Annotated in this window: 10 protein-coding genes; all 10 read right to left on the bottom strand. The window is 53.1% G+C overall.

Features of this window, described 5'->3' with window-relative positions:
• Positions 1 to 359 precede the first annotated feature (359 nt).
• The 10 genes from HA050_RS08795 to tssC all read right to left on the bottom strand — a co-directional run bounded on the left by HA050_RS08795 (position 360) and on the right by tssC (position 13763).
• Entirely contained in the window at positions 360 to 2366 is a 2007-nt protein-coding gene (locus HA050_RS08795) for a type VI secretion system Vgr family protein (RefSeq protein ID WP_166824760.1), read from the bottom strand.
• A gap of 121 nt (positions 2367 to 2487) precedes the next feature.
• The gene (locus tag HA050_RS08790) at positions 2488 to 3033 is read right to left on the bottom strand and encodes a hypothetical protein (protein ID WP_166824757.1); all 546 of its coding nucleotides are present in this window, start codon (positions 3031 to 3033) and stop codon (positions 2488 to 2490) included.
• 25 nt (positions 3034 to 3058) lie between these two features.
• Positions 3059 to 3682 carry a hypothetical protein gene (locus HA050_RS08785; RefSeq protein WP_166824754.1) on the bottom strand — a complete coding sequence of 208 codons (624 nt, stop codon included), beginning with the start codon at positions 3680 to 3682 and terminating at the stop codon, positions 3059 to 3061.
• 120 nt (positions 3683 to 3802) lie between these two features.
• Complete coding sequence (locus HA050_RS08780; protein ID WP_166824751.1) at positions 3803 to 4435, bottom strand: hypothetical protein; 633 nt, start codon at positions 4433 to 4435, stop codon at positions 3803 to 3805.
• A 71-nt stretch (positions 4436 to 4506) separates the two neighbouring features.
• The gene (gene tssH, locus HA050_RS08775; protein ID WP_205836366.1) at positions 4507 to 7074 is read right to left on the bottom strand and encodes a type VI secretion system ATPase TssH; all 2568 of its coding nucleotides are present in this window, start codon (positions 7072 to 7074) and stop codon (positions 4507 to 4509) included.
• A complete protein-coding gene (gene tssG, locus HA050_RS08770) occupies positions 7071 to 8177 on the bottom strand; it encodes a type VI secretion system baseplate subunit TssG (RefSeq protein WP_166824749.1) in 1107 nt (368 codons plus the stop codon). Before tssG ends, tssH begins: the two co-directional genes overlap by 4 nt.
• Before the next feature lie 466 nt (positions 8178 to 8643).
• Positions 8644 to 10425 carry a type VI secretion system baseplate subunit TssF gene (gene tssF, locus HA050_RS08765; RefSeq protein ID WP_166824746.1) on the bottom strand — a complete coding sequence of 594 codons (1782 nt, stop codon included), beginning with the start codon at positions 10423 to 10425 and terminating at the stop codon, positions 8644 to 8646.
• Positions 10426 to 10866: 441 nt separating this feature from the next.
• Positions 10867 to 11313: a type VI secretion system baseplate subunit TssE gene (gene tssE / locus HA050_RS08760; RefSeq protein WP_166824743.1), complete on the bottom strand. Its 447-nt coding sequence runs from the start codon at positions 11311 to 11313 to the stop codon at positions 10867 to 10869.
• 182 nt (positions 11314 to 11495) lie between these two features.
• Positions 11496 to 11996, bottom strand: coding sequence for an Hcp family type VI secretion system effector (locus HA050_RS08755; RefSeq protein ID WP_166824740.1), 501 nt, complete (start codon positions 11994 to 11996; stop codon positions 11496 to 11498).
• A gap of 288 nt (positions 11997 to 12284) precedes the next feature.
• On the bottom strand, positions 12285 to 13763 hold the full coding sequence (tssC, locus tag HA050_RS08750; RefSeq protein ID WP_166824737.1) for a type VI secretion system contractile sheath large subunit: 1479 nt from the start codon (positions 13761 to 13763) through the stop codon (positions 12285 to 12287).
• Between the last annotated feature and the right edge of the window lie 3 nt (positions 13764 to 13766).

The following is a 13766-nucleotide window of genomic DNA, read 5'->3' as shown; positions in this document are numbered from 1 at the left end:
GCGGCGGGGTGTTCCCATGTGCGCTAACAATTTGATTTTGCATCAACAAACAACGAAAAAACGGAATAAGCACGGTCTTGGCATAGGGCTTAAAAGACCCCTTGAAGCGCGCCGAAGCGAGGAACAAGCGGGGCGGGGGATCGCTTGGGAGCGAGGCACGAGCCAATCCCGCCTGCCGCCGACTGTCCGCAGCTGTGGGGCTTTCGTGCTGGCCGGGGCGGCATTCTTTGCGTACCAGGATTTCTGGCCGTCCAAGAAAGTGAGTCCCCCGCGGGGATGCCGCACCAAAATTAACGAGCCGAAGGCACTAAAAAGATCTTTTCGACTTGGTTGTTACGTATAGGGTTGCACAGTAAGCATCAATTAATCTTCACCAGCCCGCCCTTAATCGTCAGCATGCCGCCGCCGTCCACCGTTTGCTCTGCACCGCCTTTGTTCATCAGGCTGACGCCGCCGTCGTTGGTCAGGGTGGTGCCGGCTTTGTTATCCAGCGATGTGCCTGCCTGATTGGTCAGTGCTGTGCCCGCTTTATTGGTGAGGCTGGTTCCTGCCTGATTAGTGAGGGCCGCGTCGCTTTTGGCGGTGTAGGCGCCGCTGCTTTCTATGCTGATGGTGCCGCTGACTTTGATGCTGAGATTGCCATCTACAGTGATGGAATAATTGCCTGTGACTTTTTGCGTGAGATCCCCGCCCACTTCCCGCGCTTCATCGCCGCCTGCTTTTACACTGCGTTTGCCTTTGATATCTGTGGTTTCGTCGCCTTTGCTCACGGTGAGCGTACGGTTGCCTTTGCTGATGGTGGTGCTGTCGTTGCCTTCCTCTACGGTGCGGGTTCGGTCGTTTTTTACTGTGCGGATTTCATCGTGGCCGATGGTGTGGGTGGCGTCGTTCAGAATATTGGTTTTAAGGTCTTTTTGCGCTTGCAAAAACACTTCTTCGGCGTCTTTTTTATCTTCAAAACGCAGCTCGTTAAAGCCGCCGCCGCCCTTGGATGAATTGGTTTTGATGCCCGATTGCGTCTGATTGGCGGGCAGGGTGTAGGGCAGGCTGTTATCGCCGTTATAGACGCAGCCGGTGACCAGCGGCTTGTCCGGATCGCCATCAATAAAAGTCACCACCACTTCCTGGCCTATGCGCGGAATAAATTGCGCGCCAAAGGCCTTGCCGCTCCACGCCTGCATCACCCGCACCCAGCAGGAGCTGGTTTCGTCTTTTTTGCCGTCCTGATCCCAGGGAAACTGGATTTTGATGCGGCCATATTCGTCGGTCCAGATTTCTTCCCCTGATTTGCCCACCACCAGCGCGGTTTGCGTATGCATGCGTGGCTTGGGGGTGAGCCTTGGCGGATGGTATGGGGTCGCCTTGGGGATGGCGCTAAAGCGGTTGCGATAATGCTGGTGATTGGCTTCGTGCGTAACGGCGGTGACCACCCATTCAATATTGGCGGCGGCGTTATCGTGGCCGCTCAGGGTAAAAGTGTGGCCGGGAATCAGCCAGCGGCAATCGCTCTCGCCAATAAAACGCGTCTCCTGGCTGCGTAAACCGGCCACGCGAATTTTGCCCAGCGCGTCGCCCCTCGCCTTGGCGGTATAGCCGCCCGGATGCTCGTACACCGAGCGTGCGCCATCCACCGCCTTGGTTTGCGAATAGAGCGAGGTGCTGGCGGTGGTGAATTCGTAATCACTGGTGTTGTAAGCGGTGGAAACCGCCTGCTGGCACAGCTCGCCACTGCGGATGCCGTGCAGCTCCCGCCCACCCATATCCTGCCCCAGCCAGGCAATGGTGCTGGCATTGGGGCAGGCGGGGAAGGCGTCGTTGCTGTCGGCCAGCACCAGCGTGTGCTTGCCGTCTGCATGGGTAAAAAACCAGAAAATCCCTTCGTCTTCCATCAGGCGGGAAACAAAATCAAAATCGCTCTCGCCGTATTGCACGCAGTATTCGCGCGGATCATAAGTGGCATCGAGTTTGAGCGAATAATCACTAAAGCCATGTACAGCAAACACCGCCTTCACAATATCCGGCACGCTTTTGGCCTGAAACACGCGGTTATTACTCGCCAGCGTCAGCCACCACAACCAGGGGCGCAGCGTCAGGCTGTATTTATCCACCGTTGCGTCCCCCGGCAACTGGCGAATCTCCGCACACAATAAATCCAGCGGCCGCGTTTTAGTATCGTGCCTGAGGGTAACCGTCAGATGCGTAGCAATCGCCGCATCCATCGTCAGCGTGGTGCCGCTATAGCCCGCCAGCGTGATGGCCCCTAACTGATTCAAACCCTCATCCCCTGACACGCCATCGGGGTAAAGATCCGCCAGGGCCGAGGCAGAGAGGGAGATGGAAGCGGCGGTGTCGGTGGGGCGGGTCATGAGTAAAGCCTCATCAAGGGAGGTGTGATTTTTTTTGTGTCTTTAAAGCGTTTTTATTTGTTTTATTTAAATTAGGCTGCAATTGTCGTTTGTGGGGTGCCACGTCGCTATGGTTTTTGATTTAAAGATCAAATGTCTCTGCATTGATTGCTGGGTTCATATATAAATACCCACAAAATGCTTGCTGAGTAATGGTGTGGCCAAGATGATCCGTTACACCAACAAGGCAAGCATTGGTGATTTTAGGGCAGGGTAATTGCATCATTATTTTGCCTGTGTTGCCCAGTTTATGGCTCCAGCTGCTATCGGGATCTTGACGATAAAAATGGTAATCAAGCCCCCCTGCTTGGTATTGATTGATGAATACGGCTATTTTGTATGTGCCTATGTTTAATGAGCTGAGTCCATCCGCAATACATGCATCCATTAGTTCTTTTATACGAGTAGCATCAATAACATGCATATTATCCCAGTCAATTTCATTATTATTGACTGCCCCGGGGGTGAGCACATAATCTAAATGCAAGGCATAGCCATAGCAATTGGCGCGAGGAAATCGTGTGGTTTCTAGTTTGCTCCTTAGCCTGTTTTTAGTTTCTGCTATTTTATCGCTTTGTGATTTTTTATTTATTATCTGTTGTATTTGGTAGTGTTTTAATTTTGGCATGGCAATCCTTTTATGGGAGAATTTGTTATAAATCTGACCAAAATCCGCCTGCAGGGTTTCCCGCTTGGTAACGTAGTACTTTGAAGTGCCATATTCCTGTAAATAAGTGTTTGTATCCACAAACAATTGCCCGGCTATTTGGTCCATGCCATCCATAGGTGTTTGATACAGACATTGTGGCTCCCACAGGTGCAGTGCTGCCCGTGAATGATAATTTTCGACGCAGAGTTGATGGTGGACCGAGTAAGGTGGCTTCTTTGTAATCTCTTGCTGCACTTGAATTATCTACAAATGGGCCTATTGCCTGCCAGTGAGCGATATGAGATAAACCGAAGTCATTGATCACAAAACGGCAACCAGAGAATTCTGAAGTTAAAAAAGCATTACATCCTGATGTATTCAGTTGTAACCAGCTAACTGCGGTAATTGTGTTATTTTGCCAGGGCAACCAATAGACAAGAGCAACGGGCCATCCGGGAAATAAATTGCTGTCTAAAAAAAAGGAATGGCCATTGGTGTAATCGCAGATATATTTTGGGCCAATATATGACGTCCCCACATTGTTTTGTTGTAAAAGATCGCCTGCCAGTACTACGCTGGTATGTGTTGCAGGGCCGTAGAAAAAAGGTAAATTATCCCAGAATGGCATATTGTCCTCATTTTTTTAAATTAACAAGATGGGCCTGTATATAGATCTATAATTTATTAAATATCGTTATTCGTTCGCAGGGAGTGTTGCTTTAAATTGAATTGTGCTATTGTTTATATCTTATTCGTCAGGGCCTTGTTTTGTCAGCCCATTTGCAGCGTTTATTAGCATTTTTTCTAGTTCTTCTTTTCCTACACCTTCGCAGCTTTTAATTAAATTTTTTACCATTCTTTGTTCACGAATTGCAGAGTATTGATGGGTCATGTCGACAATGCCACCTGCTGTGTTTAAATAATTAATTATTTTTAGTGTTGGTAATATTATTGCACAAGCCTGTGGCGAGCGGCTTTGAAGTGTAATTCGTGTCAGGGTCCCTAAAAAATTCATGGCAATGAATTTTGTAGCGATTGCAGATGACATTCCCCCTAGAGTGTAAAAAACCTGACTATTTGCCTCATTACCCATTCTGTTTACTGCGGTGCTTCCAATTAATGGTACTTTAGATAAATAATTTCCCCAGCCCTGTTGTACTAGCGAGGATTTTCCATGGGTAGCATAGCCTACCCCTGCATAAAACATATTTCTAAACCCTGGAAAAAATTCCGAATTTAAATGTTTTAAGCCTTGTATGGTAATGATATTTGGGTTCATAAAGCCTTGCTTGTAGCTTCCCCATAAATCAGGGGTAAACCAAACATAACGTTTTATGTTTGTATGGATTGATGAAACAGACCATCCTTTTTCATTGCACATTTTATTTCCTTCTTACAGTCGTCATTTATATTTTATTGAGGTTTTAATAGGTGGTGCTGTTCAATTTTAATTTATTCCAGCACCCACTCCGCCAATTTACCTACCACTTCCCCCATCAATACATTATCAACATCCCTAGCCCCAGCCCCTCTGCACCTGGCCAATACCGCCGCCACAATCCCGCTTTCAAATTCAAATGTTTTCCCCGTCGCATCCGTATAGCGCTGTTTTAATTTTTCTAATTTGGTTTTTATAATCTGGGCCAGAATTGCGTCATCCAGTGCGCGGTAGGGCACGACGGTCATGCGGGCTAAAAAGGCGGGGCGGAAAGATTGCAGCAGGGTGTGGCGCAGATCGTCGGCGAATTGGGTGGTGGCAAAGGTTTGCGGGGGGGTGTCGATAATCAGCTCGGCACCGACATTGCTGGTGGCCAGGATGACGGTGTTTTTGAAATCGACGACCAGCCCGCTGCCGTCTTCCATCATGCCTTTGTCAAATACGTTGTAAAACGCTTCCAGCACGTCGGGGTGGGCTTTTTCGATTTCGTCCAGCAAGACCACGCAGTAAGGTTTGCGCCGCACCGCTTCGGTGAGCACGCCGCCGCTGCCATAGCCCACATAGCCGGGCGGTGCGCCTTTTAGCTGGCTGACGGTGTGCGCTTCCTGGTATTCCGACAAATTAATGGTGACCAGATTGCGCTCGCCGCCGTAAAGCGCATCGGCCAGCGCGTAGGCGGTTTCGGTTTTGCCCACACCAGTGGGGCCGGGCAGCAGAAATACGCCTACCGGTTTATTCGGCTCGGTCAGGCCCGCGCGGTAAGCCTGTATGCGGCTGGCGATGGTATCGAGCGCACTTTGCTGGCCGATAATTCTTTGCCCCATACGCTTGGCCAGGGTGCGGATGGCGTAAGCTTCGTCGGCCAGCATTTTGCCAACCGGAATGCCGGTCCAGCCTGCTATCACGGCGGCGACGGTGCGCGAATCGACATGGGCGGGCACCATAGTGTCGTCCTGGCGTATGGTGTCCAGCCCGCTTTCAAGGCGTTTGATGGTGGCGGGCAGGTCGGCAAATAGCTCTTCTTCATCACTGCTGCGCGGCTGCTGTTTGGATAATTTGATTAAGGCGGCATGGGCGCTGAGCAGCTCTACCACGGCGGCTTTTTCTTCCTGCCAGCGGTTTTCTAATTCCTGAATCTGCGCTTTGAGCTGCCCATGCTCTGCTTGTAAATCGGCGATACGTGTTTGGTGCGGCGCGCCGGTGAGTTGCTCTCGCTCCAAGCGGCTCAATTCGTCATTAATGGCATTTTGCCGGTGGCGGGCGCTTTCCAGCTGCGGTGGCACATCGTGCTGGGCCAGCGCCACGCGGGCGCAGGCGGTGTCGAGCACGCTGATGGCTTTGTCGGGCAACTGACGGCCGGTGATATAGCGGTGCGATAGTTTGACGGCATCGCAAATGGCGGCGTCCAGCACATACACGCCGTGGTGCTGCTCCAGCTCGGCCGCCACGCCGCGCAGCATTTCGATGGCGGTGGCCTCGTCTGGCTCCTCAACTTGCACCAGCTGAAAGCGCCTTGCCAGTGCGGGGTCTTTTTCAAAGTATTTTTTGTATTCCAGCCATGTGGTGGCGGCGATGGTGCGCAGCTCGCCACGGGCCAGTGCGGGTTTGAGCAGATTGGCAGCGTCGTTTTGCCCTTCGGCTGCGCCTGCCCCGACCAGCGTATGGGCTTCATCAATAAATAAAATGATTGGAATGTCAGAATTTTTAACCGCTTCAATCACACTTTTTAAGCGCTGCTCAAATTCGCCTTTCAGGCTGGCCCCGGCTTGCAGCAGGCCTAAATCTAATACACGCAGCGCCACGTTTTTTAGTGCGGGTGGCACTTCACCTGCGGCGATTCTGAGCGCCAGGCCTTCTACCACGGCGGTTTTGCCCACGCCTGGTGCGCCCACCAAAATGGGGTTGTTTTGCCTGCGCCGCAGCAGGATATCGATGGCCTGGCGGATTTCACCATCGCGCCCCACAATTGGATCAATCTTGCCAGCGCGTGCATCGGCGCACAGATCTTGCGTGTACTGGCTGAGCACACTGTTTTCTGGCGCATTGGGGCTGATGCCCGGGTTGGCAGTGGCGGGTTGCTGCCCGGCTTCTTTGACGGGTGCAGGCGGCGCTTCGCAGGAGGTGGCGCTCCAGTTGCTCAGCTCGCTCTTCAGGGTATCGCGGTTAATGCTGAGTAAGGATGAAACGCCATTAAGCAGCAGGCTGCGCAGTTCTTCGTTTTCTAAAATAGCCAGCAGCAGCATGCCGGATCGCACCCGCTGATTGTGGCTGACGGTGGCGTAGACCACGGCGCTTTCTAATAGCTTGACGGTATGCGTGGCAAAGGCCGGGGTGCGGGTATTGCCGCGTTTAAAGCGCTCCAGCGCAGTGTTGATCTCGGTGCTGAGCGCATCGCGGCTGATGCCGCAGCGCGGCAGGATGGCGGCCAGATCGCCCGCTTCGATGTCGATCAGCTCCAGCAGCAAGTGTTCTATCTCGATATAAAAATGCGTTTGCACCAGGCAGCGCTGAGCGGCGCGCTCCAGTGCTTCGCGGCAGGGCGTGTTCAGCAGGGCAATCAGCGCGCTTAGATCCAGGCTCATAGTGTGGCTGCCGTTTTAGGGGCAATTTGGCATTGCCGGGGGATATTGTTTGCGCCGCCCAGCCATGTGGTCTGGCCGAGTAAAAAGGGCGTGGCGGTTTTGGACAGCGGGCGGGCGGGGGATTCTTTGCTGCCATCGCTGGCTGTTTTGGCATCGGGGGATAGCTTTAATACCAGCCTGCAACGCATCTCTGGCCCAAAATAAAACGCAGCCAGTGCCATTAGCTTGCCATAGAGCGTGCCGGTGGGCAGATAGGCCAGATATTTGTCTAAAGACAGCGGGCCAAGGGTGAGCGTAATGCCTGCATGCTCGTCCCAAATCCGCTTACCCGCCACGGCGTTTTGCCCCAGCGTATTGTTCTTTGCCCCCAGCAGGCTAAGGTGCGATGCGGGCAGATTGCTCCATGCACCGTCAAATTGCCTGATTGTCAGCGTGTCGCCCCAGTAGCTGGCGATCAGCGCTTTAAAGCCCTCTACCGAGCGGCGGCGATTAGCAAGAATGGGGGCGCGGGCCAGTAAGGCCTGATCGCTGATTTCCTGGCGATGATGTAAGGGCTTGGGCAGAATGCCTGCCAGTGCGCGCAGCAGCGGCTGCACGGCACTACGATCCGGCGCGGTAAAAGGCGCGGCAATATGGTGCTTGCCCTGCACCCGATACAGCTGGCCAAGGATGCGCTGATGAAATAAATCTAAAAACGCCGCCGGTGCATGATCTTTTTGTAAGCGCCGCCCTTGCAGCCATTCCTGATACACATAAGGCAGCGGGCCATCGGGGCCGCCCAAGCCAAAGTGGCAGGCTTGCAATTCCAGCTGGCTGGCGTGTGAGCGCCGCTTTACCGGCTTGCTTCTGAGGCTGAGTTTGAAAGTTTTAGTGCTGGCCCTGAAGTAAAGGCGAGGGCTTGTTTTGCTGAGCGACGCCAGTGCGCTGGGGTAAAACAGCGGGTAGAGCGGCCCGCTTAAACGCACCGTTTCCTGACGAGGATCCAGCCCCTTACCCAGCGGCGTTTTGCGCGGGTAGCATTTTTCCAGCAGCGCCAGCGCCTGAGCAAACTCAAAGCGATAGGGTGCGGCGAAAAGCTCGTTGATGAGGGTGTCAGCGGGCATGTTGGTTTCTGCTTTGCATGCTACATAACTCAGTTGTTAGTGCCTTCGGCACGTTGATTTAGGTGCGGCATCCCCGCGGGGACTCACTTTCTTGCTTCGCCAGAAATCATAGTACGCAAAGAAGGCGACCCCACGAAGCACGAAATCCCCTCGCTGTGGACAATCGAGGCGGCGTCAATTCAACTCGCTTCGCTCAAACACGAATTGACGACTACCCCGCCCCGCTTGTTCCTCGCTTCGGCGTGCTTCAAGGGGGAGGGTAAAAGCCCCGTGCTGAGAGCGTGGTTTTTGCGTTTTTTTTTTGATTGCGTTGTGTACATTCAAACTGAAACAAGGTTTAAACAAGGTTTGCTTCAAACTCCTTGTTTTTCTCTATGAAACTCCGTGTTCTCTGTGTCCTCTGTGGTTCAAGACTTGGGTTTTGCCTTGAAAATCCGTGGTTCAAGATTTGGGTTTCCATATAAATTCACAGAACTAAGGGATCACCCACCAGCGGTTGCCATGTTTTTATTTCCCGGTCTTTTTCTACTAATACGGTGCGGATAAAGCGGTTTACGCTGGCGTATTGGGCGAAGAATTGGGCGAGTACGCCGGAGAATAAGACCCGGCTGCTGCCGGCAAACTGGCTGGCGTCCAGCTCCAGCCTGACTTCTAATCCGTTGCGCCAGCCGCGCCATGCTTCTTTGCCGACCCGGTCTACCGTGCGCTGGGTATGGATGTTGCGAATTCCGGCAATTTGTTGCCGGGTGGCGGCGCTGTGGCTGTAGAGGTTTAATATTTCGCGCAGCGCGGCAAGGGCTTGCGGGCCTTCGATAAGTGACAAATGATTTAAGGAAAGCTGTGAAACCAAACGCCATTGCGCCGCGCTACTGTGGGGCAGCTGCGGCGTGGGCGAGGCCATGAGGCGCACTTTTGCAACCGGGCCGGGGTGCTCAAAAGCCAGCACTGTGCCTGCTGCCAGTGATTCAGCGAGGAAACGATTCGTGCAAAGCAGCTCGGCGCTCAGCGTGGGGGCGGGCGGATCAGTAGCGAGAAAATGGGCGTTCACCCAAGTGAGCAGCATATCGCTGCCGCGCCGCTGGCCTATGCCGTCTACTCGTCTGGCGTGCCAGAAGCAGCCGTTTGCGTCGCCATGGTTCAGGCCAAAATAGCGCGGCACAATTTGCGCGCCATAGGCTTTGCTGGCACGCACCTGGCCGATGGCATAGATCTCGGTGGCGTGTTCCCGGTGGCTGTCGGCCACGATGCGATATTCACGCGTTTTGCCGCTGGGGCGTAAAGGCTCAGAGGTGCGGGGGAAGAGATTAATCACTGGCACGCAGCCCAAGGCCAAATCACTGGCTTGCAGGCTAAGGCGGCTGGCGGGGGCGGTGTTAAAGGCGATGATGATTTCTAAATCTTGCCCGGTGGCGGCAGGTACGCTGACCGGCAGCTCAAAAAAAGCAAACTTGGCTGGGCAACTAAAATATTCAAGCAGCATGCGGTGGCTGGCAAGTGCGCCGCTTTCGCTGGGCAAAAGTGCCTCATCATCAGTAAAACCACAGGCTTCAGGTAAGCCTTTGATGGGGGCGATTCTATTTTTAAGTAAGCTGAACATGGCGATGCTGTGTGCGCCGAGTAAATCGTAAAGCGCAGCAGCCGTCAGGGGCGATCCGGCCAAATGCACTTTTAGCGTGCTGAGTGTGAGCGCTGGCCAGCCTTCCGCAGCATTGCAATGAATACGGATCTTCAGCGCCGATTGCGCCCTGGCAAGGCCGGTGAGTTTTTGTGCTTCTTCGGCATCCAGCAACAGCGCGTCATCTATTTGCAAAGGCCAAACGGTGAGCGGGGCTGTGGTTCTGAAGTAAATACTGTCGGTTTCCTGCTCGCTTCGCTGGTGGTTTACAAACAGCGAAGTGCCGCGTTTAACTTCTAAACCTGCATTCGCATTGCCTTTGCTGGCATCGGCCTGAAAACAGGCGATGGCGCAGGACGGCATGGGACGGATGGCGTAGGGGTAGAGCTCTTCCAGTAATGCACTGCTTAACTGGGAAAAATCATCATCCAGCTGGCGTTGCAAGCGGGCATTTAAAAAAGCGAATCCTTCGAGCAGGCGCTCAATATGCGGATCCGGGCATTCGTATTCGGATAGCTCCAGGCGATGGGCAATCTTAGGAAACCGCTCAGCAAAATCCGCCCCGGCGTGGCGCAGCCAGGTCAGCTCACGCTGGTAGTAATCAAGCAAAACATCGTCTATTGAATCGCTCATTGTGGCCTTGTTGGTATGCCGTCGATTTAACCACCAAATACAAAAGATCTTTTTTAGTGCCTTCGGCACAGCGTTTTGGAGCGGTAGCCACCGCGGGGCCTTCCTTTCTTGCTTCGCCAAGAAACGAAGCCAAAGAAGGCGACCCCACGAAGCACGAAGTCCCCTCAGCTGCGGACAATCGAGTCGGCGGCGGGCGGGATTGGCTCGTTCCTCGCTCCCTTGCCGAAACCCCGCCCCGCTTGTTCCTCACTTCGGCGTGCTTCAAGGGGAGATTTAAGCCCAGTGCTATGTGTTGAGATAACAATGCAGATGTATGGGTTTGCAAAGGGTTTGAATTCAAAGCAAACGATTTAACTCTGAAGTTGTTTTTCTCCGTGAAACTCTGTGTCCTCCGTGTTCTCTGTGGTTCAAGATTTGGGTTTTTGTATGCATCGGAGTTGTTTAAACATCTACTTCCTCAACACTGATCCCATCTTCAGTTTGCTTTATACACAGCACTGCCCGCTCATTTTGTGTGCCGCGTAATTCGGCGCAGATGCTCAGGGCGGTATTTCTGCCATCTGTGCTGAATAGCTCGATCTGTATGTTTTTCAGCCGCGGTTCAAACACGCCGATGGCTTGTTTGATATCGCGGATAAACTGGCGGCGGTCTGCATCAAAGCCCGTTTTAAAGCCACTCCAGTCGGCAATGCCGTAGTCGATAATGCTGTGCCCGTCCAACCTTGGCATGCTTTCGCGACGGGTATTGAGTATCCGGGAAAGCTCATGGCACACCGATGCGATCACCGCGGCTTTACCATACTGGCGGTGCGGGGAGATTTCCGCGCTTTGCGGCGCGTCATCCTGCAGGCGCTCAAATAAGGGCACTCTGAATTTTTCGGTTTGCATGGCTGGCCAACGGTCTTGATCGCTTTAAGCGCAAATGCAGCGTGCAATCGCGCTTAAAGAAATAATTCTCCGGGATGGTAAATCGTCATCCCCGGGCGTTTTTATCGGGGATCCAGCTATGCTGCTGGATTCCCGCCAAATACACGCGGCAATGACGATATTTCCTGGCGGGAAGTCAATGATTAACCCTTAATCAGCTTATTAGAGGTTAAGTCCCATGTGCTGGCAGCAGTGCCTTCTTTGTCGCCGCTGTCTTTTTGTGTGGTGAGCTCCCACTTGATTTTGGTGAAATTCAAAGAAAGCGTTTCAACCGGCTTACCACCAGATCCACCGCTGACGCTGACATTGGAAATCAGTGCATTGGTCAGGGTGTAAACAATAAAGGCCACAATTTTGCCGCTGTCATCTGAGGCATTGCGGCCAATGGTGATTTTGACTTCGGGGATGTCTTTACCGGCGCAGCAGTATTGATTGAGCAGCGGGGTGGAGGCATCGACAAATTTGGTGGCGGTAAACTCGCCGATATGCGGTTTGCCAGAGGTGCGTTCAGAGTTGCTGACGTCATTGGTGACTTGCATGGCTACATTGTGGCTGTACGACATCACTTCAATTTTGTCGACATAGCCCTCGAGCATACATTCGCCCTTAATGTCAGCACCCAAGTCGAGAATAATGGCATCCATTGTTTAAAGCTCCCTGTGATGATGGTGTTGATTGACGGCTTGGGTGGAACAAGCCGTGGTTTAGCTTGCCGCGGGCACAGTGGCCTATGCGTATTAAATGTGGTGTCTGCCATGATGTGGCCACACGTTTGCAAGTGTTGAATCATCGCAAGGCGGGTGAACCCTGCCGGGTTCCTCGCTTTTTATCCCGGAATCCGGCGGGCTTCGCCCACCCTGCGAGTATCAGAACAGCTGCAAATGAGAGGCCATTCCCAGAGGGGCATATGCCCGCTCCGGGTGCTGAACACCTTAAGCCGCAGGCGGTGGCAGCTCTGCTACCAGGCGGATCGATGCGGTGAGTTCTTCCAGCTGAAAGTGCGGGCGCAAAAAGACAGTGGCACGGTAGGAGCCGGGTTTGCCTGCGACTTCAGTGACGTCTACACGGGCTTCCCGCAGCGGGTATTGCGCTTTGATTTCCTGCGGGGCGTTGTCGTTGATCAGCACGTAATCGGCGATCCAGTTGTTCAGATAGCTTTGAACATTGTCACGCGTCATAAAGCTGCCGATTTTGTCCCGCATGATCACTTTGATGTAGTGAGCAAAGCGGGATGCGGCCAGCACATAGGGCAACATGCCGGAAATGCTGGCATTGGCGTTGGCCTGCGGGGTGTTGTAGGTCTTGGGTTTGTTGGTGGTCTGCCCGCCAAAAAATACCGCCAGATCAGTGTTCTTTTTATGGCAGAGCGCAATAAAGCCCAGATCATTCAGCTCTTTTTCGCGCCGGTCTGTAATCGGCACTTCGGTCGGGCATTTCAGTGTTTTATCACCTGATGCCGTGGCAAAAGTATGCGATGGCAGGCCAGCTACTGCGCCGCCGCCTTCTACACCGCGAATCGCGGCACACCAGCCATACAGCGAAAATGCGTTGGTAATGCGTTGTGCCAGCGCCCATGAGGCATTGCCCCAGAGGTATTTTTTGGCATTGGTGCCGTCTACGTCTTCCACATAATTCATGCCTTCAGTGGGCAATGTGTCGGGGCCGTAGGGCAGACGCAGCAGGAAGTGCGGCAGCACCAGCGATACATAGCGTGAATCTTCGCTGGCCCGGAAGCTTTGCCATTTGATCAGCTCGCTGCTTTCAAATAATTTAGCCAGATCACGTGGCAGGCCCAGATCGGCAAAGCTGCTCATATCAAATAGCTTGGGGTCGGCAGCGGCAATAAAGGGGGCATGCGCTGCAGCTGCTACATTGGATAGTTTTTCTAAAAGCGCAATATCCTGCGGATGACGGCCAAATTTATAGTCGCCTACCAGTACGCTGAAGGGGTGGCCGCCAAAGGTGCCGTATTCTTCTTCGTAAATCTGTTTAAACAGGGCGCTTTGATCAAATTCCACCGCTTTTTCTAAATCGGTTTGCAAGTCTTTGCGCGATACATTCATCAGGCGCAGCTTAAGACGTGTGCCGGTTTCGGTGTTCATCACAAGGTAGTGCAGGCCGCGCCAGGAGGCTTCCAGCTTTTGTACTTCTTCGTGATGCATGATCTGGTTGAGCTGGGTGCTGATCAGCTGGTCGATGTCTTTGATACGCTGGTTAATCATGGCCACCGTATCTTTATCGATTTTCATCACACCATCGAGTACTTGCGTGGCAAATTCGCCCAGCAAATCGGTGGCATGGCTTTTCTGGCTTTCATCCAGCGCCATCCGGCCATCCTGAATGATTTTATCGAGTAAACCTAAAGTGGCAGTTGCTCCGCCTGCCGCTGCTGCTGGCTGTGTTTCTGGCATGGT

This window comes from Iodobacter violaceini, assembly GCF_011601265.1.
In the GTDB taxonomy this organism is placed as follows: Bacteria; Pseudomonadota; Gammaproteobacteria; order Burkholderiales; family Chitinibacteraceae; genus Iodobacter; species Iodobacter violaceini.
The sequence above is the reverse complement of the archived record's forward strand: the minus strand, read 5'-3'. Positions and strand labels throughout refer to the sequence as shown.

Excerpts from the sequence above, each read along its gene's own strand:
- HA050_RS08795 (WP_166824760.1), bottom strand. The coding sequence starts at position 2,366 with ATGACCCGCCCCACCGACACCGCCGCTTCCATCTCCCTCTCTGCCTCG.
- HA050_RS08790 (WP_166824757.1), bottom strand. The coding sequence starts at position 3,033 with ATGCCAAAATTAAAACACTACCAAATACAACAGATAATAAATAAAAAA.
- HA050_RS08785 (WP_166824754.1), bottom strand. The coding sequence starts at position 3,682 with ATGCCATTCTGGGATAATTTACCTTTTTTCTACGGCCCTGCAACACAT.
- HA050_RS08780 (WP_166824751.1), bottom strand. The coding sequence starts at position 4,435 with ATGTGCAATGAAAAAGGATGGTCTGTTTCATCAATCCATACAAACATA.
- tssH (WP_205836366.1), bottom strand. The coding sequence starts at position 7,074 with ATGAGCCTGGATCTAAGCGCGCTGATTGCCCTGCTGAACACGCCCTGC.
- tssG (WP_166824749.1), bottom strand. The coding sequence starts at position 8,177 with ATGCCCGCTGACACCCTCATCAACGAGCTTTTCGCCGCACCCTATCGC.
- tssF (WP_166824746.1), bottom strand. The coding sequence starts at position 10,425 with ATGAGCGATTCAATAGACGATGTTTTGCTTGATTACTACCAGCGTGAG.
- tssE (WP_166824743.1), bottom strand. The coding sequence starts at position 11,313 with ATGCAAACCGAAAAATTCAGAGTGCCCTTATTTGAGCGCCTGCAGGAT.
- HA050_RS08755 (WP_166824740.1), bottom strand. The coding sequence starts at position 11,996 with ATGGATGCCATTATTCTCGACTTGGGTGCTGACATTAAGGGCGAATGT.
- tssC (WP_166824737.1), bottom strand. The coding sequence starts at position 13,763 with ATGCCAGAAACACAGCCAGCAGCAGCGGCAGGCGGAGCAACTGCCACT.